We start from the raw sequence: 25,905 nt of genomic DNA on the forward strand, positions 1-25,905 counted from the left end.
TCCAGGTGCCACGGCAGCCGATGACCACCACGGGTGGGCCTCCGCCGCAGCGTCGAAGCGGTGCGCGAGACCTCCCCGCACACGCAGGAGATCCGGCACGAGCGGGCCGACCGGCAGCGGGAAGCCGCCGCGTCGGGCATCGACCCTCGGCGACGGGTGTGAGGTCGACAGGACGGCCTGGCCGCCCGGACCGGGACGATCAACGCGCCCACCGTCGTACGGGGACCACGGTCGCGGGCCGGGTGGACGCGATGCCCGCTCCAGGGCCCTCCCTGAGCGAAGAGGACAAATGGCCGTTCGGGTTGAATCGGTGCCGGCGTCCGGCTGATCATTGCCCGCATGACTACCGTATCCGCGGCGCTCGACGTCTCACGCCTGCCCGACTACGCGCACAACTGGGCCCTGGTGGATGTCGAGACGTCCGGACTGGTCGCCCGGCGCGACCGGATCCTCTCGATCGCGGTACTGACCTTCGGGCAGGACGGTGCGCCGACCGGGGACTTCACCACCCTGGTGAACCCCGGCTGCGATCCCGGCCCCGTGCACGTCCACGGGCTCACCGCGGAGCGGCTGCGGGGCGCTCCCACCTTCGACCAGGTCGCGGGGCGGATCGGCGCGCTCCTGGAGGACCGGGTGCTGGTGGCCCACAACGCACAGTTCGACTACGACTTCCTGGCCCACGAGTTCGCCCGCGCCGGGCTCCACCTGCCCGTCGCCCGGCGCCTGTGCACCCTGGCCTTGAACCGCCGGGTGGAGCCGCCCACCGCCGACCTCCGGCTGGCCTCCCTGGCCGCGCACTACGGCGTACCCCAGACCAAGGCCCACGACGCCCTCGACGACACCCGTGTCCTCGCGGGGATCTTCCGCGCCTCGCTCGCCGAAGCCGTACGGCTGGACCTCCCGCTCCCCTTGGTGTCCTGCCCGCCCCGGCAGGACCCGCGGTTCGCACCGAAACTCCCGAAGGCCCCGTGCGCCTACCGGAACCCGGGCCCGCTGAAGCCCGGCGAACCGCTCGTCCAAGGGATGAAGATCGCCGTGACGGGCGAGACGGAGATCGCCCGGATCGAACTGGTCGCCCGGTCGGTCGCGAGCGGCCTGAACGTGATGACCTCGGTCAGCCGTCACACCAGCGTCCTCGTCACCAACGACGCGGACGCGCTCTCGGCGAAGGCCCGACGGGCGGTCACCGAAGGGGTCACCGTCCTCGACGAGCACGCCTTCCTCACGCTGCTGGCGGACGTGCGTCCCGGAACGCCCCACGAGAAGCAGGCTCCGCCGCAGGCGCCCGTCGCCGCCGGCCGGCCTCCCGTCGCCGCCACGCAGCCTCCGGTCGCGGTACCCCGGCAGGCCGAGACCAGGCCCGCCGCGAAGCCGTTCGGGCGGCGCAGGGTCCTGGTGCTGGGCGGTACCCACGAGGAGGCGGCCGCCTCCCGAGCCCGTGTCGTGGAGATGGGCGGGGCCGCCGCGATCAACCTCTCGGCGAGCGTCACCGACATCGTGCTCCTGCCCGGCGGCGAGGGCGATCGCCGCATGGAGCGGATCACCTCCTTGGGGCTACCGGTCCACGACCCCGCATGGCTCGGCGCGCCGGCCGCCGAGTCGGTCGGCGACCGGATCGGCGACCGGCTCGGCGGCGGTGCGTCGACCGAGGTCCTCCCCCGCGGCGGCGTCCTCGATCTCCCTGTGCTCGCCACGGCCGGCCGCTGGTACGTCGGTGCCTCCTGGGCACGGCGGACGGACTGCGAGATCGATGTGGTCGCCTTCGTCCTCGACGAGGACGAGCAGGTCTCCTGCGACGAGGACTTCGTCTTCTACGGCGCGCCCGAAAGCCCGGACGGAGCCGTCCGGCTCCTGTGCGACGGCCCGACCGAGCAGACCATCACCCTCGATCTCGCCTCGCTTCCCCCCGCCGCCCACCGGATCGCCATCGCCGCCGCCATCGACGGCAGCGCCACGTTCGGAGACGTCGGAGCCCTCCAGATCAGCGTCACGCCGGGGAGCGACGCGCAGGCGACCGCGCAGGCCACCCTCGACGGCACCACCAGCGAACGGACCCTCCTCCTCGCCGAGATCTACCGTCGGGGCCCCCTGTGGCGCTTCCGCGCCGTCGGGCAGGGCTACGACCACGGTCTCGAGGCACTCGTGCGCGGGTACGGCATCGAGGTCGCCTAGGCCGGGGAGCGGCCGGCGACGCGATTGGCTCGAACTGCTCGGTGAGGCGGTGGGGAGGTGGGCGGGCGCCCTCAGCAGTGGGGGACCCAGGCGTGGGAGCGCGGGCGGGCGGTGCCGTTCAGGTTGGTCCTCGTCCGTACCTTCACGCAGCCCAGCAGCTCGTGTTGAGCGGCCTGGCCGAAGTAGACGACGTCGACCTTGGACGCCCCTTCGGTGAGGTCGAACCCGTTGTTGAAGACCGAGCGGGGCGCGGTGCGGGCCGTCCACGGGCAGGGGGCCGGGCCCTCGATCCAGTCGGCGCCGCCGTCGACCCAGGAGCACATCTCGCCGCGGCCGTCCTCCTCCGAGAAGAAGCAGACCGCTCCCCGCCAGCACCGGTCGTACCCGGAAGCCCCGGCCGTGTCCCCGAGGTGGAACAGGCCCGAGACCCAGAGGGCGCCCAGCCCCGCGAGCGCCGCCGTGCCGGCCGCGATCAGCGTGCGGCGCCGCCGCGGTGGTGGGGGAACACCTGGGACCGGCGGGGCGGGCGACGGGGCTTCGGGGGTCTGCTGGGCTGCCGCCACCACCCGCTGGAGCAGCGAGGCGGCGGTGTGCGCGGCCCGGTCCTCGTGTCTTCGGGCCAGGCAGTCGCGGACGATCTCCCGCCAGGGCTCCGGCAGTTCCGGGGACAGGCGCAGCTCCTCCGCGCCCCTGGCGTAGCGCAGCGCGGCGTCCCGGCGGGCGGCCGGGGTCCCGCCGGGCAGCGGGAGCGCGCCGGTCAGGACGACGTGGGCCAGGACCCCGAAGGCCCAGATGTCGGCCGTCGGGCGGATCTTCGTACCGCGTTCGCCGACCTCCGACCAGAGCAGGTCGGGCGGGGTGTAGTCGGGGGTGGCGAAGGCCGGGGAGTAGGCGTGGGTGCCCTCCAGCTCGGCGGCCATGTTGAAGTCGCCCAGCCGCGCCGTGCCGTCGGCCATCAGCAGGACGTTGCCCGGCTTGAGGTCGCCGTGCACCCAGCCGGCCCTGTGCAGTTGGTCGAGCCCCTCGCAGACTTGGGCGAGCAGGGCGGGCCCGGTCCGCGGCACTCCGTCGGCCAGCAGGGTGTCCAGGGAGCCCGTCGCCTCCTCCAGTACGAGGACGGTGGCGCCGTCGAGTTCGGGACGGCCGGGGTCGTCGATGGTGAGCACCTCGTACAGCCGGATCAGCCGGGGTGTGCGCACCCGGCGCAGTACTTCGGTCTCGCGCTCGGCGAGCTCGCTCAGGTGCCGTAGCTGGCGCGGGGTACGGGTACCGGTCGGCAGGACCTTGAGCGCGGCCCGGCCGGGCAGCCCCGGCTCGGGTACGGCTCGCGCGGCCGCGTACACGCTGCCGAAGGCGCCGGCCCCCAGCAGGTGTCCGACCACCCAGGGGCCGACCCGGTAGCCGGCCGGGACGGTGAGTGCGCCGGGGTGCCCGGCTCTCCCGGTCAGCGGGCGGTACCGGTCGGGGCGGCCGGCAGGGCCGCCAGGTCCTGCTCGCGGACGAGGTCGAAGCGCAGGGCCAGCGAGACCAGGGTCTCCTTCTTGCCGACCAGCCGCGGCCCCGGATCCACGGTGTCGGGGCCGGGCTTGAGGCGGAGTTTGACCGCGAGGTAGTCGATGTTCCACTGCACGGCGGCGCGGTTGGCCGCGGGCCAGGACGGTTTCAGCCGTTCGACCACCTGCTCGACGGTGGGCAGGGGCGCGTGCGGTTCGCCGCGCAGCCTCGGTTCGCAGAGGGCGGTGAGCACCAGGAAGTACCGGCTGGAGCGGTCGAGCGGGAAGGGGACCACGGTCGGCTCCCCGTCGGGCTCGCCGGGGGCGTCCCGGTCGGCGTAGTCGTGACGTGGCGCCCAGACGTCCAGGGTGAGCAGTTCGGAGCCGGCGGGCAGGACGAGCCGGGCGAATTCGAAGGGGACCGGTGCGTCCAGCCGGCCGGGGGCTATCTTGATGTGCTCGCCGGCGCCTTCGGGGTTCTCGACCACGTACGTCGCCGAGCGGGAGAAGTTGCCGATCGACCAGTACGTGGCGGTGGCGGTGATCTCTCCCGCCGAACGCGAGACGCCGGCGTGCGGGACCCGTAAGGTGTGCGGGCCTCCCCCTAAGGCGCCGTACGGGTGACCGACGGGTTCACGGCCGAACCGGAGGGTCTGCCCCGGTGCCAGGCGGATCTGTGCGTTCGGGGACATGGTGGGCCCCGGAACCACGATGATGCTGTTCACACTGCTTCCTTCCCCGGAGGTGCAGGGGAAGGCTAGCCGGCGGAATCAATCTTTCCCACAACAATGGCTTGTCTTCAGCACTCCCCGCGCCACTGGAAGCGCTCGATGGTCCGGCCGCCGGCGGGAAGGTTCCCGCGTCCCTCGTCCCAACCTCGGTGCAGGCAGGCGCTGCCGCCCTCCCGGAAGTACACCTGTACGTGGTCGTAACCCGGCTGCGGCGTGCCGTTGTTGAAGTAGGACCGGCGCGGCCCGCACGTGCTCCGGGGCTCGTCGACGGCGGAACGGCAGACGGTGCCGGTGCCGTCGGCCCCCGAGTAGAAGCAGACGTAGCCGGGCGGGCAGTCCTGCCAGGCCGGGGGCGGGGTGCCGGCGCAGTTGCGGCTGGTGACGCTCGGCCACTCCTTCGCGGCGCCCGAGTACTCGATCCCGTCGAAGTGGGCCGGGACGCGGTGGCTCTCGTCGGTGAAGTCGCCGGAGGCCAGATAGCGCTGCTCGTAGTGCAGGTGGGACCACTGCGAGGCACCCGTGGTGCCGATCCGGCCGATCCGCGTGGACGGCTGGACGGGGTCGCCCTTCTTGACGTAGGTCGCCGGGTCGTCCTTGAGGTGGTAGTACGCCGTGAACCAGCCGTTGCCGTGGCTGATCTGGATGGTGTTGCCCGAGCCGTTCGTCCAGTACGTGGCGGACACGGTGCCGGCGGCGGACGCCAGGACGGGCAGGGCGTCGGAGCCGGTGTTGCCCTCCACCACCATGTCCAGCGCGGGGTCGTGGCCCCAGGTGTTCAGCTGCCAGGTGGTCCCGCAGGGGAACGGTAGTTGGAACGGCGGCTTCGCCGCGACGGAGGCAGGGGCGGGGGCGGCGGCGGCCGAGGCGGGCGTACCTGCCCCCACCAGGCCCGCCAGACACATCAGCACCACCGCCCACAGCCTGCTCGGATACCGCAGCACGTCTTCCCCTCCCGGCGCCTGTGGACGCGCCCGGACGGGCGGTCTCCCGCGTCATGTTGGGGTCGGCGCCCGGGCCGCGCCACCTCGTAGCTACGAGGGTGGGGTGCGGGCGGCGCTCTGCTACCGCCGCCGGGCCGAAGGAGCCGTCCTCTAGGGCTCGATGAGCCCGACCCGGATCGCGTACCGGGTCAGTTCCAGCCGGTCGCGCATCCCGAGCTTCTGGAGCAGGTTGGCCCGGTGGCGCTCCACGGTCTTGGCGCTGATGACCAGGAGGTCGCCGATCTCCTTCGAGGAATGGCCCTCCGCGACGAGCTTGAGGATCTCCTCCTCGCGCTCGGTGATCGCCCGGGCGGGCAGCGGGTCGCCCTGGCGGGCCCGGTCCAGGTAGTTGCGGATGAGGGTGGTCTCGGCCCCGGGATAGATGAACGGCTCGTCCCGGATCGCCGCCCGGCACGCCTCGACCAGGTCGCGGTCGGCGACCGACTTGGGGACGTAGCCGGCCGCCCCGGCCTTGAGCGCCTCGAAGAAGTACTGCTCGTTGTCGTACATGGTCAGGATGAGGATGCGCAGCTCCGGACGCAGCCGGGAGAGTTCCCGCGCGGCCTGCAGTCCGGTCATCCGGGGCATCGCCACGTCGAGCACGGCGAGGTCCACCTCCCCGGTACGGGCCAGGGCGACGGCCTCCGCTCCGTCCCCGGCCTCGGCGACCACCGTCAGGTCCGGCTCGGCGTCGAGGATGAGCCGGACCCCGCGCCGTACGAGGGCGTGGTCGTCGGCGAGCAGCACACGGGTCGGCGGCCGTTCAGGATCGGTCAACGGGGTTCCTCCGTGGTCGCCGCGGCGGCCGTGGTCACGGCCGGTACGTCCAGCTGTACGTCGGTGCCGCCCGTCGGGCCGCTCCCGATGGCGAGGTCGGCGCCGATCAGCAGGGCCCGTTCCCGCATGCCCTGGATCCCGGCGCCCTCGCCGGCGGCGCCGATGCCCCGCCCGTTGTCGCGGACCAGCAGCAGGACCGCCCCGTCGGGTCGGCCCGACAGGCGCACCTCGACCTCGCTCGCGCCCGCGTGCCGGGCGGCGTTGGTCAGGGCCTCCTGGGCGACGCGGTAGACGACGAGCTCGGCCGCTTCGTCCAGTGGGGGCACGTGGGGGCCGATGACGTGCCGAACGGTCAGCGAGCCGCTGGTGAACTCGGCCGTCAGCGCGCGCACGGCACTGTGCAGCCCGAGCTCCTCCAGGACTCCCGGGCGCAGTCTGCGGGCGATGCGGCGGATCTCGTCCAGGCTCGTGCGGGTCGTCTCCTGCACCTGGCGGAGCTCCTCCCGCAAGGGGGTCGGGGCGCGGTCGGCGACGTGCTTGAGCTGGAGCAGGACCGCGGTGAGGGTCTGGCCGACCTCGTCGTGCAGTTCCTGGGCGATGCGGCGCCGTTCGGCTTCCTGCGCGGAGAGGGCGCGGGAGCTGCTGCCGGCCCGCTCGGCCTCCAGGCGGCCCAGCATGGCGTTGAAGGAGGTGGTCAGCTCGACCACTTCGGCGGGGCCCTCCACCCGTGCCCGGCCGCCGGGGCGCAGCAGGTCGACCGCGCTCATCGCGCGGGTCAGCCGGCCGAGCGGTGCCAGGCCGATCCGGAGCAGGGCGGCGTTGGCGACGAGCATGGCGGCCAACCCGGCGAGCAGCACCACGGCCTCGCCGAAGAGCACCGGGGTGGAGACGGTGACCGGTCCGAACAGCAGCAGGACGGCGGTGACGAGGACGGCCGCGTTGAGCAGGAAGATCCGCCAGTACAGCGACACGGGCGTCCCTCCCCTGGTTCCGGGTCCGCCGCTCCGGCGGACCGCTCGCTTCCGCGGTCCCCGCCGATGTGCTCTCGCACCTGCGGTGACCTGCGGTGGGACCGGTGTCCCCGGTTCAGCCTGTCGGGTGCCGGGAGTCTTGTCCATCCGTGCCGGCACCCATCATCGGCTCGCCCGGCGGCGCGTACGGGGCTCCGCGCCCAGCCGGTTCACCGCCAGCGCGGCCACGACCAGACCTGCCGCCAGGACGAGCCCGTTGGGCAGGGTGGCCCCGGCCACCGCGGCCCAGACCCCCAGCGCGATGGCCAGCCAGGCGCCGGCCCGTCGGTACGGCCGCCGGCGGGGCCGGGGCCCGGCGGGGGCTCCGGGAGGGGTGGTCCTCGCGTCGTCGTGGGCTGTCGGCATGGCCCCGCTCCTTTCGGTGGGCCGGGCGGGGGCGCGGGAGCGGATCCACCGCCGGGGGCACGAGCCGCTCCGCGCCGGGGGTGGCGCGCGGCGTCGGTCGCGGCCGGTCACGCCCGGTCGGCCGCGTCCGGCCGGTCACGTGCGGCCGCGTCCGGTCGGCCGCGGGGCCGGACCTCGCGGGCGGCGGGCGCGGCCACCGCCCGGAAGGGGCTTCGCGGCCACCCCCAGCATCGCCCGCCCGACCGGCCCCGCGCATCGGGGCCGGCACCCAACGTGCGCACCGGTCAGCAGATGCGCGGCAGCTGCTCCCCGATCGGCAGGTCGACCACGCGGGTGCCGCCGAGGCCGGTGCGGGCCACGACCAGCCCCGGGTGGGCGTCCACGGCCTCGCCGATCACGGCCGCGTGGCGGCCCAGGGGATGGGCGCGCATGGCGTCGAGGACGGCCTCGGCGTGCTCGCGGGGCACGAAGGCGACCAGCTTGCCCTCGTTGGCCACGTAGAGCGGGTCGAGTCCGAGGATCGCGCAGGCGTTCGCGACCGCCGCCGGGACAGGGACACGGCCCTCGTGGATCACGACGCCGGTGCCCGAAGCGGCCGCGATCTCGTTCAGGGAGGCGGCCAGGCCGCCCCGGGTGGGGTCGCGCAGGACGTGCAGGTCGGGGGTGACGGCGAGCATGCTCCGTACGAGGCCGCCCAGGTCCGCGCAGTCGCTCTGGATGTCCACGCCGAATTCCAGGCCTTCGCGGACGCTCATGATCGCCACGCCGTGCAGGCCGATCTCGCCGCTGACGATGACGACGTCGCCGGGGACGACGCGCTGCGGGCGCAGATCCACCCCCTCGGGGATGATCCCGATGCCGGCGGTGTTGAGGTAGATGCCGTCGCCGTGGCCCGCTTCCACGACCTTGGTGTCGCCGGTGGCCACCTCCACGCCGGCCGCTCGCGCCGCCGCGCCCATGGCCTCGGCCACGCGCGCCACCACCGACATCTCGACGCCCTCCTCCAGGATGAACCCGCAGGACAGGTAGGCCGCTTCGGCGCCGCTCATGGCGAGGTCGTTGACGGTGCCGTTGACCGCGAGGTCGCCGATGCAGCCGCCGGGGAAGAACAGCGGCCGCACCACGTACGAGTCGGTGGAGAAGGCCAGGCGGACGCCGCCCAGGGAGACGGCCGCGGAGTCCCCGAGCTGGGCGAGCACGTCACCGCCGAAGGCGGGGGCGAAGAGGTGCTGGACCAGCTCGGCGGAGAGTGCGCCGCCGCCGCCGTGGCCCATCACCACACGGGGACGGTCGCGCAGCGGGGCCGGGCAGGTCCAGCCCGTGATGTCGAGTGCGGTGTCAGACAACGGGGCTCGCCTCCAGCGGGGCGCTCGCTGCGGTCGGGGCGGTCACGGCGGTCTTCGAGGCCTGGGCGGCCTCGGCCTTCGCGGCGGGCACCGTCCCCAACTCCAGTCGTCGGTAGAGGTAGTACGCGGCGCAGGCGCCCTCGCTGGAGACCATGGTGGCGCCGAGCGGGTTGCGCGGGGTGCACAGCGTGCCGAAGGCCTCGCACTCGTGCGGTTTCAGCAGCCCTTGGAGTACCTCGCCGCTGCGGCACTCGGCCGGTTCCCGGGTGTTGATCCCGGTGACGGAGAAGCGGTGTTCGGCGTCGAAGTCCCGGTAGCGCTCGGACAGCCGCCAGCCGCTGTCGGGGATGACGCCGATGCCCCGCCAGGCCCGGTCGGTGACCTCGAAGACGTCCTCCAGCATGGCGAGGGCGGCGGGGTTGCCCTCGGGGCGGACGGCGCGTGCGTAGGCGTTGTCCACGGTGTGCTCGCCGCGCTCCAGCTGTCGGACGGCCCGGCGTACGCCTTCCAGGATGTCCAGCGGTTCGAAGCCGGTCACCACGATCGGGACCCGGTGGCGCGCGGCCAGTTCGGGGTATTCGCGCACGCCCATCACGCTGCACACGTGCCCGGCGGCGAGGAAGCCCTGGACCCGGCAGCTCGGCGACCGCATGATCGCCTCGATCGCCGGGGGCACCCGCACATGGGAGACCAGGAGGCTGAAGTTGGGGATGCCCAGCTTCTTCGCCTGGTGGACCGTCATGGCGTTGGGCGGCGCGGTGGTCTCGAAGCCGATGCCGAAGAAGACCACTTGGCGCTTCGGGTTCTCCTGGGCGATCCGCAGGGCGTCGAGCGGGGAGTAGACGACGCGTACGTCGCCGCCCTCGCTGCGCACCTGGAACAGGTCGCGGCCGGTCCCGGGCACCCGGAGCATGTCCCCGAAGGAACAGAAGATCACGTCGGGGCGGGAGGCGATCTCCAGCGCCTTGTCGATGACCTCCAGCGGGGTGACGCACACCGGGCAGCCCGGGCCGTGGATCAACTCGACCTGTTCAGGCAGTAGTTGATCGATGCCGTGTCGGATGATGGTGTGGGTCTGGCCGCCGCAGACCTCCATCAGCGCCCAGGGCCGGGTCACGGTGGCGTGGATGTCGTCCAGCAGCCGGCGGGCGAGGTCGGGATCCTGGAACTCCTCGATGTACTTCACGGCTGGACGTCCTCCTGCGGGGCGGCGAGAGCGGGCGCCGGCGCGGACGCGGGCCCGGGTACGAGGTCGGATGCGGGGTCGGGATCGTCGGTGAAGGGCCACGGGTCGCCGCCGACCGCCGCGGCCTGCTCCCACGGGTCTCCGAACTCCTCCTGGAGCATGCCGAGCTGCGCGAAGAGCTCGAGGGTCTGCTTGGCCGACCCCTCGTCGAGGCGCTGGAGGGCGAAGCCCACGTGGACGATGGCGTACTCGCCCACCTGGAGGTCGGGCAGGTACTCCAGGCACACCTCCTTCTGCACACCGCCGAAGTCGACGGTGGCCATGCGGGTGCCGTCCTTCTCCCCGATGTCGAGCACTCTGCCGGGCACCGCCAGGCACATGGGCTTCTCCTTGCTGTGGGTGTCTCAGGGGCTGTGTCAGGGGCTGTGTCAGAGGTGTGTCAGGGGCGGGGCGGCGGGTCAGGGCGCGTGCCGCGCGGCGGCCACCATGAGCTGGCCCAGCGACAACCCGCCGTCGTTCGGAGGGACCCGGCCGTGCCGCAGGACGGTGAATCCGGCCGCGCGCAGCCGCCGGGCGCACTCCGCGGAGAGCAGGGTGTTGGCGAAGACCCCGCCGGTCAGGGCGACGGTGTCCAGGCCGTGCCGCTCGCGCGCGTCCGCGCAGAGCGTGGCGACGAGGGCGGCGACGGAGCTGTGGAAGCGGGCGGCGATCAGCGCCGGGCCCGTGCCGGCGCGTACGTCGGCCACCACGGCGGCGAGTACGGGCGCCGGATCGGCGGTGACCGGACCGGCGTCGGGGTCGGGCGCCGCGCGGAGGCCGAAGGCGTAGCCGGGCCCGGGATCGGCCGGGTGCGCGCCCAAGGCGGCGCCCTCCAGCTCAATGGCGGCCTGCGCCTCGTAGCCGGCCAGGTGGCAGATACCGACCAGGGAGGAGACGGCGTCGAAGAGGCGGCCCATGCTGGAGGTCGGGACACAGTTCAGCCCGCGCTCCAACTGGCGTTCCAGCAGCTGGATCTCTCCGGGCGGACAGGCGGCGACGCAGGGCAGGTCCGGGCTCCGGTCGATGCCCGCGGCCCGCAGATGGGACAGCGCCATGCGGTACGGGCGCTGCACGGCCGCGTCGCCGCCCGGCAGCGGAACGTAGGCGAGGTGGGCGAACCGGGTGAACCCGGCGTAGTCGGCGAGGAGGACCTCGCCGCCCCACACGGCGCCGTCGTCGCCGTAGCCGGTGCCGTCGAAGGCGACCCCGATGACCGGACGGTCACCTTCCACGCCGTGCTCCGCCAGGGTGGAGGCGATGTGCGCGTGGTGGTGCTGGACGCGGACGAGCGGCCGGGCGCCCGCGGCGCGCTCGGCCCACCGGGTGGAGCGGTAGCCGGGGTGCCGGTCGGCGGCGAGGAGTACGGGGGCGACGCCGGTGATGGACTCCAGCTGCCGCTCGGCGCCTTCGAGGGCGTACCGGGTGGCGAGGTCGTCCATGTCGCCGATGTGGGCGGACAGCCAGGCCTGGCGTCCTTCGCCGAGGCAGAAGGTGTTCTTGAGGTCCCCGCCCGCGGCGAGGGTCGCGGGGACGGGCACCGGCAGGGTCAGCGGCAGCGGGGCGTACCCGCGGGAGCGGCGTACGGTCAGCGGCTCGCCGTCGCACACCCGCACCACGGAGTCGTCGCACGGCACGTGGATGGGCCGGTCGTGCGTGAGCCAGGCGTCGGCGAGGGCGGCGAGCCGGTCCAGGGCCTCGGCGTCGTCGGTGACGATGGGCTCCCCCGACAGGTTCCCGCTGGTCATGACGAGCAGCCGGGGCCCCGGAGGGTCCCCGGGCAGGCCGAGCAGCAGGTGGTGGACGGGGGTGTACGGGAGCATCACCCCGAGGTCGGGGCAGCCGGGGGCGACCCCGTCCGGGCCGTCCGCGCCGGCGCGGCGGCGCAGCAGCACGATGGGCCGGGCGCCGCCCGTCAGCAGCGCGCGTTCCTCGGGGCCCAGGTGGGCGAACCGCTCGACGTCGGTGAGGTTCCGGGCCATCAGGGCGAAGGGTTTGTCCCCGCGCGCCTTGCGCCGGCGCAGCTCGGCGACGGCGTCCGGCCGGGTGGCGTCGCAGGCGAGGTGGTAGCCGCCCAGGCCCTTGACGGCGAGGATCGCGCCGGCCGCCAGGAGCCGGCGGGCCTCGGCGACCGGGTCGACCTCGGCGCTCTCGCGGGGCGGTCGCCCGGTGAGCAGGCTGAGGCGGGGACCGCAGGCAGGGCAGGCGACCGGCTGGGCGTGGAAGCGGCGGTCGGCCGGGTCGCCGTACTCGCGTGCGCAGTCGGGGCACATGGGGAACGGGGCCATGGTGGTGTGGGCGCGGTCGTACGGCAGACCGGTGACGATGGTGAAGCGCGGCCCGCAGTGGGTGCAGGTGATGAAGGGGTGCCGGTGGCGTCGGTCGGTCGGGTCGGCCAGTTCGGTCAGGCAGTCGGCGCAGGTGGCGACGTCCGGGGAGACGAGCGTGCGGGCGGGGCCGCCGGTCCGGGAGGCGATGATGGTGAATCCGGTGCCGCCCGCGACGGGGACCTCCCAGTGGTCGACGGCGTCGACGACGGCCAGTGGGGGCGCGTCCGCCGCGAGCCGTTCGCAGAACAGCACCACCGCCGCCGGGGCGCCCTCGACCTCCGCGACGACGCCCTCGGGGGTGTTGGTGACGTGCCCGGCCAGACCCAGCCCGGTCGCGCGGGTGTAGACGTAGGGCCGGAAGCCGACGCCCTGGACCACGCCCCGGACGGTGATCCGGCGCCGCTGCACCGCCTCCATCAGCGGGTCTGCGCGGCCGTGTGGACGTGCGGGTGCGGGTGCTCGTGGTCGAGGTCACCGTCGTGATCGTGATCGTGATCGTGGCCGTGATCGAGTGCGTGGCCGTGGCCGTGCTCGTGGCCGTGGCTGTGATCGTGCTCGTGGCCGTGATCGTGCTGTTGACGGGCCATCACCGGGGTGTGCGTCACCGCACCCGCCCCCGCCGCCAGTGCCCGGTCGAGCAGGACGCCCAGGCCCTCACCCGCGCGCGCCGAGGTGAGCACCACCTCCACGCCGGGATTGACCTGATCGACGTTGGCGCGGAAGGCGGCCTCGTCGAACTCGACCGCCCGCGCGATGTCGGTCTTGGTGACCACCACCAGCTGGGCCAGCCCGAAGGCGGTCGGGTACTTCAGCGGCTTGTCCTCGCCCTCGGTCACCGAGGCCAGCACCACCCGCAGGGACTCCCCCAGGTCGTAGCCGGCCGGGCAGACCAGGTTGCCGACGTTCTCCACGAAGAGCAGCCGGGTGTCCTCGGGCAGCCAACCGTCCAGGTGCCGGCCGAGCATCGCCGCCTCCAGGTGGCACAGCCCGTCGGTGAGCACCTGCTTGACCGGTACGCCCGAACGGGCCAGCCGTAGCGCGTCGTTCTCGGTGGCCAGATCGGCCGTCAGCGCGGCCACGGCCACGCCCCGCTCCCGCGCCAGGAGCAACTCACGTTCCAGCAGCGCCGTCTTGCCGCTGCCGGGGCTGGAGAGCAGATTGACCACCGTCGTACCGCGGGCGGTGAGTTCGGTGCGCAGGACCTGGGCGGCGACGTCGTTCTTGGCGAGCACCGCCTGCCGTAGATCGACCACTCGGCACATGATTCAGGCCTCCTCGGGAATCGGTTCGCGGGTACGGGCACCGGCGGGGCCGTCTTCCCAGCGCACGCTGAGGATCTCCAGCTCACGGCCCGACAGCAGTTCCACGTCGGTGGCCCTGCCGCATCCGGGACAGCACAGCTCCGGGGGCATGCCCACCGCCCAGGTGTCGGGGCAGGAGCCGCAGCGGGCGCGGGCCCGCACCGACTCCGTGAGGAGTTCGGCGCCTTCGAGGACCGTTCCGGCGCAGGCCAGTTCGAAACAGAAGGCCAGTGCGTCGGGTACCACGCCCGCCAGCTCACCGACCCGCAGCCGTACGGAGGTGACGGCCTGTGCGCCGCCCGACCGGGCCGCTTCTTCCACCTGGCCCACGACGGCCATGGCGATCGACATCTCGTGCATCGGACTCCGTCCTGCCGGGGCTCATTGAACCGGCGGGACGGGGTCCGTGCGGTCGGGCACGCCGGTGCGCGGCACGCCCCGTACGCCATTCGGGCGCCCGCGTCCGCACCGGCGTCCACGGCCGCGCCCGCGGCGGTGTCACATCCGGCGCATCCGCAGGTAGCGGCGGAGGTCGGGAAGGACCTGCAGCAGGACGGCGGTGACGGCGGCGGCCGCGGCCCCGCAGATGACGGCCTTCTTCATGGAGTTCTCCTCAGTTCGCGGCGAGTCCGGACGGTTGCGTCCGCGGCCGGTCGGTTTCGTCAGGGGACCGGCCGTGGATCAGCTCCAAGGCCGTGCGTACGGCCTCCGGTACCGCGGCGGCCACGGGTGCGCTCAGCCCGATGCCCTCCTCGACACCGGCCGGTTCGCAGCCGAGGACGAGGGTGCGCCGGGGCGGGGTGGCGCCCGTACCGGCGCACAGGGTGTCCAGCAGGGCCAGGACGGCGTCGGGTGACATGTGGTGGCCGTCGAGGACGGGCGGCGACGCCGCGCCGCGGGCCGGGTCCGTGCTCGCGCCGCCGTCGACCTCGATGAGGTAGAGCGTGCCCGGCTCGCCGCCGCGTGCGGTGGCGTCGACCAGCAGGAGCGTGTCGTAGCCGTCGAGGAGCTGGTAGGCGAGGTGGACGCCGCGCACCCCGAAGTCCACCACCTCGACCCCGTCGGGCAACGGGTGCTCGGCCAGTGCCCGTACGGTCTCGACGCCGAAGCCGTCGTCGCCGAGGAAGACGTTGCCGATGCCCGCGACCAGGACCCGTTCGTCCTGTTCGTCCCGGTCGTTCACGCGTCCTCCAGGGGGGTGACCTCGTCGGGCTGGAAGTAGAGGAACCTCCCCTGTTCCCGACGGATGTCCGCGCCCGGGTCGTCCTCCACGGTGACGGCGAGGTGCACTCCCCCGTCGACGTCGTGCAGTACGGCCTCGACCAGCGCGGTACGGCCCTGGAGGAAGAGGTCCTGGGCGTCGGTGCGCCGCAGCCCGGGGCGCAGCCGGACGCGGCTGCCGGGGCCCACCGAGGCTCCGTCGATCGTGATCCGGTCGCGGGCCGGGTCCGCGGTGTCCGCCCGCGCCGGGTCCCACCAGGGGGTGTCGGGCCGGAACACCACGTCCTCGGAGGGGAGTTCGGCGATCAGCGGCGGCTGCTCGGGGCCGGCGACCTCCCGCAGGGCGCGGACGGCGCCGTGCAGCCGCTCCAGCACCTCGGGCGGCATGGAGTCGGCGAGGTCGATCACGGCGGCCGCCCGGGCGTCGGTGCCGCGGGCCTCGCGCTTCTCCTGCTCGGTCAGCGCGGCCGTGCGCAGGGCGAGGATCTCGTCGATCTCCAGGGCGTCGTACATGGCGCCCGCGCTCTCGGGGGCGATGGCCGGATGGTCCTCCAGAATGATCGGGGAGGACAGGACCACGTCGGCGCGGCCGGGTTCGCCCGCGAGCACCGGCCAGGTGTGCCGGTTCTCGCAGGCGGCCACGGCCTGCCTGGCCCATTCGGGCGGGTCGGTCATCGAGAGGAAGGACCCGGCGTCCAGGCCCAGCAGCAGGTGGGCGGCGACCAGCGAGTGGGGCAGGGCGGCCTCGCGGTCGACGGGGCCCGCTCCGGGGGGCGGGGTCCACGGGCTGGTGTTCTCCACCACCGCCCGCAGCCGCAGCACCCGGTAGGCGCCGGGAAGTTCGGTGGCGCGCAGCCGCAGTACGCCCTCGATCTCCTCGGTACGGCGCACCAGGCGGCCCACGGTGCGCCCGTCGGCGTCGTGGACGGGCTCGGTGTCGACGCGGGCGGGGCGGTGGAAGGGGAAGGTGACGTCCTCGTCGCCCAGCAGCTCGGCGACGGGGACGCTCACCTCGACGCGTTCCTCGGTGCCCTCGTCCCAGGGCACGAGGACCCGGTCGGCCAGGTGCAGTTCGGCGACCTCGGTGAAACCACCGTCGTCCGAGGCCTGTTGGACCGTACGCCGTTGCGCGTGCAGGAAGCGCAGCTCCAGGGCGAGGGTCGCCGCGCCCCGCGGTTCCATCAGGATCTCGGTCTGCTGGAGGACGTGCTCCTCGTGCGCGCGGCCCCAGGCCGGTGGCACGAGGACGCCGAACTGCCAGCGCAGCCGGTTCTTCGCGGCCGAGGCCCGGTAGGGGTAGAGCACGTACCCCTCCAGCAGGACCGCGTCGGCCACCTGCCGGGCGACCGCGAAGCGGGAGTGGGAGTCGGAGCCGGAGTGGGAGCCGGGGTGGGGGGTGGTCGTCGTGGTCACGGCGCCGCCCTCTCGGTGAGGCGCGGCAGGATCGCGCCCAGCCGGACGGGACCCGGTGGGTCCTGCGGCTGCGGCGGTCCGGCCGCGTCCAGCAGGGCCCGTACGGTCGCCTCCCAGGAGGCGAGGGCGTGGCGGGAGCGGAAGGCGAGCAGCTCGTCCATGGTGTCGCGGGGCAGCCGGAGCCAGCCGCAGCCGGGGAAGTGCTGTTCGATCATCTCGCGCCACACGGCCACGGGCATCCGGTACGTGGCCTCGCGGTCCCAGGGCACCGGTTCGACGCGGAATCCGGCGTCACCGGTGAAGGCGGTGCCGGAGAACAGCATCAGCAGTGGTACCTCTCCCTCCGTCAGGGCTTCGAAGTACCGGGTGGCGGCGATGTCCATGTCGTAGGTGCAGGGCACCACCAGGTCGGTCTCGGTCTCCCCGGTGAAGCTCGGGACCATGACGGAGACCTGGGCGAACTGCACGGGCTGGAGGGTGTTGCCCCAGCGGGAGCGCTCGCCGAACAGGTCCGCGAGCCCTTCCGCCTCGGCGGGGCCGTAGCCGCGCCGGGCCGGTTCGATGCGGATCTGGCAGCGCAGGGCGATGGCGTGCACCGGGGCGCCGCCGGCCGCGGTGATCCGCAGCCGGAAGACGAGGGTGGGTCCGGCGGCGTACGGGTCGGCGCGTACCCCGGTGCAGGTGAAGGCGAATTCCGTCATCGGGTCCCGTCCTCGTCCGGCGTCGGGGGCAGGGCCCTGGACCGCCGTTCCACCTGCTCGAAGAAGGTGTTCAGCGCGGCCCGGGCCTCCGCCCCGCCGTCGAAGCCCTGCCACAGCAGCCGCATCCGCCCCACCAGCTCGTAGCAGATGTCGATCGGCACCAGGTAGCACTCGGTGCGGCCCTCCGAGCGGCGCAACAGCAGCGCCTCGACGTCGGGTTCGAGGAGCATGGACAGCCGGCCGCCGCCGAGTACGGTCTGCCAGGTCTCGGGGTCGAGTTCGCTCTCGGTGGCTCCGGCCGGGCTCGGGTAGAGGGCGACCAGCCGGTCGAGGGCGGCGTTGCGGAAGAAGAACGCGACGCCGACCGGGATCTGCAGGAGTTCCCACGCGCCGTCGTCGAGCCGGTGGGCGGGGTCGGTGAGGTAGCGGTCCGGTACGGCCCGCAGCCGGCCGGTGCCCGCGCCCGGCCGGTCGAACAGCAGGGCGCAGGCGGTGCAGGCGCAGAGCAGGGCGCGCTGTTCGGTCTGCACCAGGTGGCGGTGGCCGTCCTGGGGCACGGCGACCCCGCACAGTTCGCAGGTCTCGGGCCGGGGCGGGCGCGGGCCCGCGAACCGGCGCAGCCCGCGCGGGGCGCGCGGGCCGTCGTGCAGGAGCCCGGGCCCGCTCACGGCACCCGCGCCGGGCTCGGGGGCCGGGTGCCGATCTGCAGGAGGGCGGGTGCGGGGGCCGCGGCGGGCTCCTGCTCCACGCTCGTCACCTCGGGGGCGAAGCAGGCCAGGGTGTCCTCCAGCGTCCGACCGGCATCGGGTCCGCCGCCGGAGCCCGAACCGCAGCCGCAGCCGGAGGACGAGGCGGCGGCGGGGCGCAGGCGCAGGACGCCGGTGTCCGCGTCGAAGCCGAGCAGTTCCAGCGGTTCGCCGTGGGCGGCCAGGGCGCGGCCGATGCGGGTGTGCACGTCCTCGGGGTGCAGGCCGTGCAGGGAGAGCAGGCTCGCCACGAGTTCGTCGCCGTAGACCGGCGCGAGCGGGCCGTCGCCGACCTTCTCGACGATCCGGGCGAGCCCGGCGCCGTAGAAGTCCATGAGGACGCGCACCAGTTCCTCGGCCGCCGCGCAGGCCGCCGGGTCGCCGGTGGCGGCGAGCCGGTCGAGGACCTCCTCGACCCGGCGCCCGGCCTGGGGGCCGTCGATCGCCGCCCTCATCCGCCCAGTCCGCTCAGACCGGTGGGCACGTGCATCGTCTTGACGGTCTTGCCGCCGCCGACGTACATGTGGACGCCGCAGGGCAGACAGGGGTCGAAGCTGCGGACCGCGCGCATGATGTCGATGCCCTTGAAGTTCTCCGGGGTGTTCTCCTCGAAGATCGGGGTGTTCTGCACCGCGTCCTCGTACGGCCCGGGCGTGCCGAAGGTGTCGCGGGTGCTGGCGTTCCACGGGGTGGGCGGGTACGGGTGGTAGTTGGCGATCTTCCCGTCGCGGATCACCATGTGGTGCGAGAGCACGCCGCGCACGGCCTCGGTGAAGCCGACGCCGAGTCCCTCGTCCGGGACCTCGAACTTCTCCCAGGTCTGGGTGCGTCCGGCGCGGACCTCGGCGAGGCCCTTCTCGGCGCAGTGCAGGGCGATGGCGGCCGCGTAGGCCTGGAAGTAGGTGCGCGCGCGGTTGCGTTCCAGCGCGTTGCTCCACTTCGGGATCTTCCACTCGAAGCGGGTCTCGGGCTTGGTCATCGTGCGCGGCAGGGTGATCACGACGCTGTGACCGGTGGCCTGCACGTAATCCGTGTGGACCAGGCCCGACAGGGCGGTGGACCACAGGCGGGCGATGGGGCCGCCGCCGGTGTCCAGGGCCAGGTGGTCCTTGCCGTCGAACCAGCGGGGCGACATGACCCAGCTGTACTTGTCGTCGAAGTTGCGCTTCTGCGGGGCCGGGATGGTGTGCTGGTTCCACGGGTGGCGCGGGTCGACCGGGTTGCCGAGCGGGTCGTGGGTGACGAACTGCTCCTGGCCCTGCCAGTCGTCGTAGTACGAGCTGCCGAGCAGGATGCGGATGCCGAGGTTGATCTCGGTCAGGTCGTTGGTGACCAGCTTGCCGTCCACCACCACGCCCGGGGTGACGAACATCTTCCGTCCCCAGTCGGTCATGTTGGCGTACGTGAAGTCGCAGTACTCGGGGTCGTTGAGGGCGCCCCAGCAGCCGAGGAGGACGCGACGGCGGCCGACCTCCTCGTAGCCGGGCAGGGCCTCGTAGAAGAAGTCGAACAGGTCGTCGTGGAGCGGGACGACCTTCTTCATGAACTCGCAGTACCGCATGAGGCGGCTCATGTAGTCCGTGAAGAGCTGGACGGAGGCGATGGTGCCGACGCCGCCCGGGTAGAGGGTGGAGGGGTGCACGTGGCGGCCCTCCATCAGGCAGAACATCTCGCGCGTGTAGCGGGAGACCTGCAGCGCCTCGCGGTAGAACTCGCCCTCGATGGGGTTGAGGGAGCGCATGATGTCGGCGATGGTCTTGTAGCCGTGCTCGCCGGCGTGCGGGGCGGGGGTGCGCTCGGCGAGTTCCAGGACGCCCGGGTTGGTCTCGCGGACCATCTTCTCGCAGTAGTCGACCCCGACCAGGTTCTCCTGGAAGATGTTGTGGTCGAACATGTACTCCGCGGACTCGCCCAGGTTGATGATCCACTCGGCGAGGTGGGGCGGCTTCACCCCGTAGGCCATGTTCTGCGCGTACACCGAGCAGGTGGCGTGGTTGTCACCGCAGATGCCGCAGATGCGGCTGGTGATGAAGTGCGCGTCGCGGGGGTCCTTGCCGCGCATGAAGACGCTGTAGCCGCGGAAGACCGACGAGGTGCTGTAGCACTCCGCGACCCGCTTCTGCTTGAAGTCGATCTTCGTGTGGATGCCGAGACTGCCCACGATCCGGGTGATCGGATCCCAGGCCATCTCCACCAGGCCGCTGCCGTCTGCGGCCGCCTTCGTCTTCGGTGTCATCGTTTCTGCCGTGACCCTTCTTCGGTGCGGAGAGCGGGAGTTGGGGGGTGCGTCCGTGGGACCCGGGGGTCCGGGAGGGGACCTGGGGCCGTCACCAGGGCGGGCGGTAGCCCGTGGTGAGGCTGCGGCCGGTCTGCCGCCACTTCGGTTCCTCGTCCACGGTGTGGGCGGTCACCGACCGGAGGCGGCGGATCAGCGCGCCGTACGCGCCGCTCGCCTTCGTGGAGACCTTGGCGCCGGGGGGTTCGTCCATGAAGGGCATGAACTTGTCGGGGAAGCCGGGCATCGTGCAGGCGATGCAGATGCCGCCGACGTTGGGACAGCCGCCGATGCCGTTCATCCAGCCGCGCTTGGGGACGTTGCACTTGACGACGGGGCCCCAGCAGCCGAGTTTGACCAGGCACTGCGGCGAATCGTAGGTCTCGGCGAACTGGCCCTGCTCGTAGTAGCCGGCGCGGTCGCAGCCCTCGTGGACGGTGGCTCCGAAGAGCCAGGTCGGGCGGAGCTTGTCGTCGAGGGGGATCATCGGGGCGGAGCCGGCCGCCTGGTAGAGCAGGTAGGTCAGGGTCTCCGAGAAGTTGTCCGGCTGGATCGGGCAGCCCGGCACGCACACGATCGGGATACCGGCCTTCGAGGTCCAGTCCCAGCCCAGGTAGTCGGGCACGCCCATGGCACCCGTCGGGTTGCCCTCCATCGCGTGGATACCGCCGTACGTGGCGCAGGTGCCGATGGCCACGACGGCGAGGGCCTTGGGGGCCAGGCGGTCGATCCACTCGCTGGTGGTGATGGGCTGCCCGGTCTCGGGGTCGTCGCCGAAGCCGCACCAGTAGCCCTCGGGCTTGATCTTCTCGTTCGGGATCGATCCCTCGACCACCAGGACGAACGGATCGATCTCGCCCCGCTCGCCCTTGAAGAACCACTCGATGAAGGTGTCGGCGCCGCCGACCGGACCGCATTCGAAGTCGATCAGCGGCCAGTGCACGGCGATCTTCGGCAGACCGGGCAGTACACCGGTGACGATCTCCTCGATGCTCGGCTGCATCGCCGCCGTCAGGGACACGGAGTCGCCGTCGCAGCTCAGACCCGCGTTGATCCAGAGGATGTGGATCAGCGGGTCCTCGACCGATTCCTTAGTCGCAGTGGCCATGGGACGGCTCCTCGGGGAGGTGATCGGGAAGGGGTGGGAGGAGGCGGCCTGCCTCACCCACACCTTTCTTGCTAACAGCAGTCCGGGCCGGGCGCCGCGTCAGGTACGGCCAGTCCAGTGACACCGCGCGGCCTGCCGGCCGACCCGCTCAGATGGAGCGGAGTGGCGGTCGGGCGCTCCTTGCGGACGAAGGCGCGCCGCAGGGCGTGGAAGGGGGCGTCGGGGTCGAAGAAGGTCCCGTGCATCAGGGCCAGCTCGGCCCGGCGGTGGTCGGCCAGCGGCCGCCGCGCCTCGTCGCGTTCGCGCGCGGCCTTCTTCCCGGCGATCCGGGAGGCGGTGGCGGGGAGAGCGGCGAGGCGGGCCGCGAGGCGCTCCGTCTCGCGGGCGAAGTCCCCGGGCGAGCAGGGGACCGTACGGTCGACGAGCCCGAGCCCGTGGGCGGTGGCGGCGCTCAGCGGGAGGGCCTCGGTGGTGAGGCGGTCCGCGAGTGCGGGGCCGACGCGGCGGGGCAGGGTGTACGTCCAGTACTCGGAGCCGTGCAGGCCCATCAGGCGGTAGTGCGGGTTCAGGACGACGCCCGAGCGGCACCAGACCTCGTCGGCGGCGAGGGCGAGCATGGCGCCGCCGGCGGCGGCGTTGCCGCCCAGCGCGCTGACCACGAGCCGGTCGGTGGTGGTCAGCACCGCCTCGACCAGGTCGTTCATGGCGTTGATGTTGGCCCAGGACTCCTCGGCCGGGTCGTCCGCGGCCTCGATGACGCCGAGGTGGATGCCGTTGGAGAAGAAGTCGCGGCCGCCGCCGAGGACCAAGGCGGTGGTGGGGCGGGTGAGGGCGGTCCGGTACGCGTCCAGCAGGCGGCGGCAGTGCGCGGTGCTCATCGCGCCGCCCGGGAAGGAGAACGACAGGAACCCGACCTGGCCCTCCTCGTGGTAACCGATGTCGGACCAGGTGCCGTGGTGGGGGCCGGCCTCCGCCGGCGCGGGGACCTCGGGCAGCGCGGGCAGCCGGTCCGCGAGCGCGAGCGTGGCGGGCAGCTTGAGGGTGGCCGGTCCCCCGGGCAGGCGGCGGGCGCGCAGCTCCGGGATCCAGACCGCCCCGTCCGCCGTGGCCCGGCAGAGCGCCCCGGCCCGGGTGGCCAGCAGCTCGCCGGGACGGCCGCACAGGTGCTCCTCGCGGTGCCCGCCGTGCAGGTACCACTCGCCGCCGAGCAGGTGGTCGCGTACGCCGGGCTGCGAGTCGGCGGCGCGCAGCGCGCGCAGGGCGTCCTCGGTGGTGTCGCTCCCCCAGTCGATCCGACGGTCCTCCTGGCGCAGGAGCGGCCGGGCGTGGCCGCTCGCCTGGGGCCGGGGGGTGTAGGTACCGGAGGCGAACCGTTCCACCGCGAGCAGGACGGCCTCCAGCGCGGCGTCGGCGATCTCGCCGCGGTAGAGGTCGCTCTTGCCGACCGGCGGCACCGGGCACTCGGCGCTCGCCCACACGTCGCCCGCGTCCATCTCGGCGTTGGCCTGCAGGACGGTCACCCCCCAGCGGGGCTCGCCGTCCTGGACGGCCCGGTCGAGGGAGGAGGGGCCGCGGTCGCCGACCGGTCCTGGGTGGACGACCAGGCACGTGTGGGCGGCCCAGACCTCCTCGGGGATGGCCGTGCGCAGCATCGGGGCGAGGACGAGGTCGGGACGGTGACCGCGTACGACGTCGGCCAGGGAGGAGCCGGGCAGGGCGAGTTCGACGGCGACGCGGTGGCCGTGGTCGCGCAGCTCGGCGTGGACGCGCTGCGTGAGGCTGTTGAACGCGCTCGCGAGGAGCAGGACGTACAAGGGATCTCCCAGCGGCGGCCCGGAGCCGCGCGTGCGCGGTGCCCGGCCTGGTCGGCGGCCCGTGGCCGGAAGATGACCGGCCGCCTGAGATGGTCGGGGAGATCCGGGCGCCCACGGCCGAGCCCCGCGCGGCGGGTCACTCGAAAGCACCCGTTCCGGGGTCCGCTCGGCCCAAGGGGGGGCAGGGGCCGGGGATCCGCGCTACCGGCCGTCGCGACCCTCCCGGCCATCCCGGCTATCCCGGCCCCCCTCGCCTCGGTCGCCGTCCTCGCCCTCCTCGATCGCGATGGCTTTGGCCAGCTCCCGCTGCGCGCGGCCCGGCTCGCCCTCGTACTGCTCCAGGAGGGCCGCGGCGATGGCGTCGAGCTTGCGCTGGATCGCGTGTTCGGCCCGGCGTTCGGAGTTCTTCAGCAGGGCCAGGAGCAACAGGGCGACCGCGCCCATCGCGTCGCCGAACAGGTGCTGCCAGCTCGTGTCCAGGTGGGCGAAGTGGACCACGAGGAAGCCGGCCACCAGCAGGACGCAGAACACGGAGAAGGCCGGCGAGCTGGTGAAGTTCGAGGCCAGCTCCGCCAGCTTCTCGAAGCGGCCGAGTCGCCCCTGGCCGTTCTTCTTCGCGGGATGTTCGAAGGCCATGGTCTGCACCTGCCCTCTCTTGCCCCACCCCATCCCCTCCGGGCCGTTCGAGCACCCGGCCGGCCCAGGGGCGGTCAGTGCGCCCAGGTCGTCCCTTTCGGATCTTGTCGGCCGGGCCGGGGTCGTCCGGTGCGGTGCCCGCAAGGCGGAGGGGGCGCGGGTACCGGACGTACTCGGACGTGCCGGGCTCAGCCCGAACCGGAGGAGACGGCCTGGACCGGCGCCCAGAGACTGACGCTCCACACGTCCCCGTGCCCCGCGTGGTAGCCCCGCTCCTCCTCCTCGTCGTCCACGACGATCACCGAAACGTGGGCCGCCGCCGCCCGGTACTCCAAGAAGCCGCCCTGGTCGGCGACCGTCAGTTCCGGGGCTCCGGGGACGCGCGCGAGTTCCTCCCGCACGGCCTCCCAGGCGACGTAGCGGGGGAACTCGACCCCCATGGTCCGTGCCCAGCCCTCCGCCATGTCCGGGCCGGAAGCGAGCCGGTGCAGCTCGACGGAGCAGCCGGACATCACCCACTCGTCACCGGGGTTGAAGTAGAACTCGACGAATCCGTAGTCGCGGCGCAGCGACTTCCCTGCCTCGTCGACCACGTCGACGAAGCGGTGGCGGAAGGCCCGGTCGACCTCGGCGAGCGTGGAGCCGATGCCGATGCCGTGCAAGCGGCCGGTCCTGAGGAACGAGGCGAGGAATTCGATGCCGGTCACGGCGGGTTCTCCCATGGGTCGATCAGACCGGATCAGGGGCGGGCCACCGCGAGCCCGGCCCGATCGGCAGGACATCTGCTAGAGCCGCGGGCTCCTCAGTGGCTGCTCCGCGCCGCCCCAGGCGAAGGCGTAGGGGTCCGCGCCGCCCGTGTACGAGCAGGTGACTCCGATGTCGGGCAGGTCGAATTCCCCTCGCAGCCACCCGTCCATGGCGAGGGCGGCCACCTCGGGCCGGTAGTCGGTCAGCGGGAAGTCGAGAGAGACGATCTCGAGGTGCACGCCCTTCGGACACCTGGCGCACAACTCCTCCGCACGGAGCGCGACGGCGAAGGAGAGCCATGCCAGGTCCTCCCGGTGCAGGCCCGCCCGGGGAAGCAGCAGACGGACTCCTCGGTGGATCCCCACGGAGGGAGCCGCCGCTTCGCCCGGTGGCACGGTCCGCGCCGAGAGGTCCGCCGCCAGCCCGCCGAGCGGGCTCCTGAACCGGTACGTGAAGGTGCGCATCATTTCCGTTTCGGCACGGCCGGAGGTACGCCCCGACCCCGAGGTCGCCGAGCCCGGCCCCGCTCGGCCGTGCCCATCCTGCCACGGCAGGCGGGCGACAGGCCGGGCCGGAAACCGTTGAACCCGGTCCGGGACACCGAGCAGGATGGCGACGAGCGAGGGAGGTCCGTCATGGCGTCCGCCGAAGTGACCACGCAGACGGTGCGCGCCGAGGACGGGGCCACGGTCCGGGTCCGGTTCCACCGGCGGCCCGAGGATCCGTCGGCGCCGGTGTTGGTGTGCATGCCGGCCATGGGAACCAGGGCCCTCTCCTACACACCTCTGGCGGAGGACCTCGTCGAGGCGGGCTTCCAGGTGGTGCTCGGGGAGCTGCGGGGGCAGGGCACGAGTTCGGTCCAGGTGCGGCGCGGAGTGCGGTACGGCTACCACGAGATGGTGGCGTACGACTACCCCGCTCTGTTCCGGGCGGTCGCGGCCGCCTTCCCCGGGGCGCCGCGCCACCTGCTCGGACACAGCCTCGGCGGGCAGCTCGGCACGCTCTACCTCAGTCAGGAGCCGCACATGGCCGCGGGCGCGATCCTGGTCGGTGTCCCGTCCTGCCACTGGCGTGGCTGGCCCTTCCCGCAGAGTCTGGGAATGCTCGCCGGGTTCCAGTTCGCGGCCGCCTTCGCCGCGGTGTACGGGTACTTCCCCGGCCGCCGGCTGGGGGTGCTGGGCAACGACTCCGCGCAGGTCCTGCGGGACATGGCCACCCAGGTCCGGACCGGCCGCTACGACGTGCCGTCCTCGCCGGTGGACTTCGAGCCCTGGCTGGCCCGGATGGACCTCCCGGTGCTGGCGGTGGCCATCGAGGGCGATCCCATGGCGCCGGCCGGCGGGGTGCGCGGGCTCTGCGACAAGCTCACGAGCGCGCGGGTGACGTACGAGGAGCTCGCGCTCGGCGACGGCGCGCCGGGCGGCCGGCACTACGGCTGGATCCGTGACAACGCCGCACTCGTCGAGCGGGTACGGGCCTTCGTGGACCGGGCCTGACGCCCCCTCGGCCGAGGGGC

At 73.3% G+C, this 25,905-nt stretch carries 26 protein-coding genes; 2 read left to right on the forward strand and 24 right to left on the reverse strand.

The genetic code is table 11. The features are described from left to right. The first annotated feature begins 339 nt into the window (after nt 1-339). Nucleotides 340-2,172 (forward strand): TerD family protein, encoded by a 1,833-nt coding sequence (locus tag BCL76_RS02585; protein ID WP_109777697.1) that lies wholly within the window; start codon nt 340-342, stop codon nt 2,170-2,172. A gap of 71 nt (nt 2,173-2,243) precedes the next feature. On the opposite strand, the gene BCL76_RS02590 is transcribed toward BCL76_RS02585, so the two are convergent. The 24 genes from BCL76_RS02590 to BCL76_RS02700 all read right to left on the reverse strand — a co-directional run bounded on the left by BCL76_RS02590 (nt 2,244) and on the right by BCL76_RS02700 (nt 24,853). Then, nucleotides 2,244-3,554 carry a serine/threonine-protein kinase gene (locus tag BCL76_RS02590; RefSeq protein WP_258309244.1) on the reverse strand — a complete coding sequence of 437 codons (1,311 nt, stop codon included), beginning with the start codon at nt 3,552-3,554 and terminating at the stop codon, nt 2,244-2,246. Nucleotides 3,555-3,616: 62 nt separating this feature from the next. Further along, nucleotides 3,617-4,390, reverse strand: coding sequence for an FHA domain-containing protein (locus BCL76_RS02595; protein ID WP_181382411.1), 774 nt, complete (start codon nt 4,388-4,390; stop codon nt 3,617-3,619). 74 nt (nt 4,391-4,464) lie between these two features. Continuing rightward, on the reverse strand, nt 4,465-5,337 hold the full coding sequence (locus tag BCL76_RS02600) for a peptidoglycan DD-metalloendopeptidase family protein (RefSeq protein WP_109777698.1): 873 nt from the start codon (nt 5,335-5,337) through the stop codon (nt 4,465-4,467). Nucleotides 5,338-5,487: 150 nt separating this feature from the next. Continuing rightward, nucleotides 5,488-6,153 (reverse strand): response regulator, encoded by a 666-nt coding sequence (locus BCL76_RS02605; RefSeq protein WP_030714905.1) that lies wholly within the window; start codon nt 6,151-6,153, stop codon nt 5,488-5,490. Beyond that, nucleotides 6,150-7,124, reverse strand: coding sequence for a sensor histidine kinase (locus tag BCL76_RS02610; RefSeq protein WP_109777700.1), 975 nt, complete (start codon nt 7,122-7,124; stop codon nt 6,150-6,152). Before BCL76_RS02610 ends, BCL76_RS02605 begins: the two co-directional genes overlap by 4 nt. A gap of 162 nt (nt 7,125-7,286) precedes the next feature. Further along, nucleotides 7,287-7,529 (reverse strand): hypothetical protein, encoded by a 243-nt coding sequence (locus tag BCL76_RS02615; protein ID WP_109777703.1) that lies wholly within the window; start codon nt 7,527-7,529, stop codon nt 7,287-7,289. 284 nt (nt 7,530-7,813) lie between these two features. Next, on the reverse strand, nt 7,814-8,875 hold the full coding sequence (gene hypE, locus BCL76_RS02620) for a hydrogenase expression/formation protein HypE (protein WP_109777705.1): 1,062 nt from the start codon (nt 8,873-8,875) through the stop codon (nt 7,814-7,816). After that, nucleotides 8,868-10,061, reverse strand: coding sequence for a hydrogenase formation protein HypD (hypD, locus tag BCL76_RS02625; RefSeq protein WP_109777708.1), 1,194 nt, complete (start codon nt 10,059-10,061; stop codon nt 8,868-8,870). The genes hypE and hypD overlap by 8 nt, the downstream gene beginning before the upstream one ends. Then, on the reverse strand, nt 10,058-10,441 hold the full coding sequence (locus BCL76_RS02630) for a HypC/HybG/HupF family hydrogenase formation chaperone (RefSeq protein WP_258309245.1): 384 nt from the start codon (nt 10,439-10,441) through the stop codon (nt 10,058-10,060). The genes hypD and BCL76_RS02630 overlap by 4 nt, the downstream gene beginning before the upstream one ends. Before the next feature lie 78 nt (nt 10,442-10,519). Beyond that, nucleotides 10,520-12,844, reverse strand: coding sequence for a carbamoyltransferase HypF (gene hypF, locus BCL76_RS02635; RefSeq protein WP_109777710.1), 2,325 nt, complete (start codon nt 12,842-12,844; stop codon nt 10,520-10,522). Continuing rightward, on the reverse strand, nt 12,844-13,689 hold the full coding sequence (gene hypB, locus BCL76_RS02640) for a hydrogenase nickel incorporation protein HypB (protein ID WP_109777713.1): 846 nt from the start codon (nt 13,687-13,689) through the stop codon (nt 12,844-12,846). The genes hypF and hypB overlap by 1 nt, the downstream gene beginning before the upstream one ends. 3 nt (nt 13,690-13,692) lie before the next feature. Next, nucleotides 13,693-14,088 (reverse strand): hydrogenase maturation nickel metallochaperone HypA/HybF, encoded by a 396-nt coding sequence (locus tag BCL76_RS02645; protein WP_109777715.1) that lies wholly within the window; start codon nt 14,086-14,088, stop codon nt 13,693-13,695. 138 nt (nt 14,089-14,226) lie between these two features. Further along, nucleotides 14,227-14,331, reverse strand: coding sequence for a DUF6893 family small protein (locus BCL76_RS40455; protein WP_375137872.1), 105 nt, complete (start codon nt 14,329-14,331; stop codon nt 14,227-14,229). A gap of 10 nt (nt 14,332-14,341) precedes the next feature. After that, a complete protein-coding gene (locus tag BCL76_RS02650) occupies nt 14,342-14,911 on the reverse strand; it encodes a hydrogenase maturation protease (RefSeq protein WP_109777718.1) in 570 nt (189 codons plus the stop codon). Then, nucleotides 14,908-16,362, reverse strand: a complete 1,455-nt coding sequence (locus BCL76_RS02655) for a hypothetical protein (protein WP_109777720.1) — start codon at nt 16,360-16,362, stop codon at nt 14,908-14,910. The genes BCL76_RS02650 and BCL76_RS02655 overlap by 4 nt, the downstream gene beginning before the upstream one ends. After that, on the reverse strand, nt 16,359-17,063 hold the full coding sequence (locus BCL76_RS02660; protein ID WP_109777722.1) for a DUF6084 family protein: 705 nt from the start codon (nt 17,061-17,063) through the stop codon (nt 16,359-16,361). Before BCL76_RS02660 ends, BCL76_RS02655 begins: the two co-directional genes overlap by 4 nt. Beyond that, nucleotides 17,060-17,731 (reverse strand): DUF5947 family protein, encoded by a 672-nt coding sequence (locus tag BCL76_RS02665; protein ID WP_258309246.1) that lies wholly within the window; start codon nt 17,729-17,731, stop codon nt 17,060-17,062. Before BCL76_RS02665 ends, BCL76_RS02660 begins: the two co-directional genes overlap by 4 nt. Continuing rightward, entirely contained in the window at nt 17,728-18,264 is a 537-nt protein-coding gene (locus tag BCL76_RS02670) for a hypothetical protein (RefSeq protein ID WP_109777725.1), read from the reverse strand. The genes BCL76_RS02665 and BCL76_RS02670 overlap by 4 nt, the downstream gene beginning before the upstream one ends. Then, nucleotides 18,261-20,045 carry a nickel-dependent hydrogenase large subunit gene (locus BCL76_RS02675; RefSeq protein ID WP_030765281.1) on the reverse strand — a complete coding sequence of 595 codons (1,785 nt, stop codon included), beginning with the start codon at nt 20,043-20,045 and terminating at the stop codon, nt 18,261-18,263. The genes BCL76_RS02670 and BCL76_RS02675 overlap by 4 nt, the downstream gene beginning before the upstream one ends. Before the next feature lie 91 nt (nt 20,046-20,136). Continuing rightward, nucleotides 20,137-21,192, reverse strand: a complete 1,056-nt coding sequence (locus BCL76_RS02680; protein WP_109777727.1) for a hydrogenase expression protein HypE — start codon at nt 21,190-21,192, stop codon at nt 20,137-20,139. 71 nt (nt 21,193-21,263) lie between these two features. Further along, complete coding sequence (locus tag BCL76_RS02685) at nt 21,264-23,006, reverse strand: hydrogenase maturation protein (protein ID WP_109777729.1); 1,743 nt, start codon at nt 23,004-23,006, stop codon at nt 21,264-21,266. Between the two features lie 201 nt (nt 23,007-23,207). Then, the gene (locus BCL76_RS02690; protein ID WP_258309248.1) at nt 23,208-23,642 is read right to left on the reverse strand and encodes a hypothetical protein; all 435 of its coding nucleotides are present in this window, start codon (nt 23,640-23,642) and stop codon (nt 23,208-23,210) included. 188 nt (nt 23,643-23,830) lie between these two features. Further along, nucleotides 23,831-24,364, reverse strand: coding sequence for a hypothetical protein (locus BCL76_RS02695; protein ID WP_109777731.1), 534 nt, complete (start codon nt 24,362-24,364; stop codon nt 23,831-23,833). A gap of 63 nt (nt 24,365-24,427) precedes the next feature. Beyond that, entirely contained in the window at nt 24,428-24,853 is a 426-nt protein-coding gene (locus BCL76_RS02700) for a hypothetical protein (RefSeq protein ID WP_109777733.1), read from the reverse strand. A 171-nt stretch (nt 24,854-25,024) separates the two neighbouring features. Between BCL76_RS02700 and BCL76_RS02705 the strand changes: the two genes are divergently transcribed. Beyond that, nucleotides 25,025-25,885: an alpha/beta hydrolase family protein gene (locus BCL76_RS02705; protein WP_109777735.1), complete on the forward strand. Its 861-nt coding sequence runs from the start codon at nt 25,025-25,027 to the stop codon at nt 25,883-25,885. The last annotated feature ends 20 nt before the right edge of the window (nt 25,886-25,905 follow it).

This window comes from Streptomyces sp. CG 926 (genome assembly GCF_003148825.1).
Taxonomy (GTDB): Bacteria; Actinomycetota; Actinomycetes; order Streptomycetales; family Streptomycetaceae; genus Streptomyces.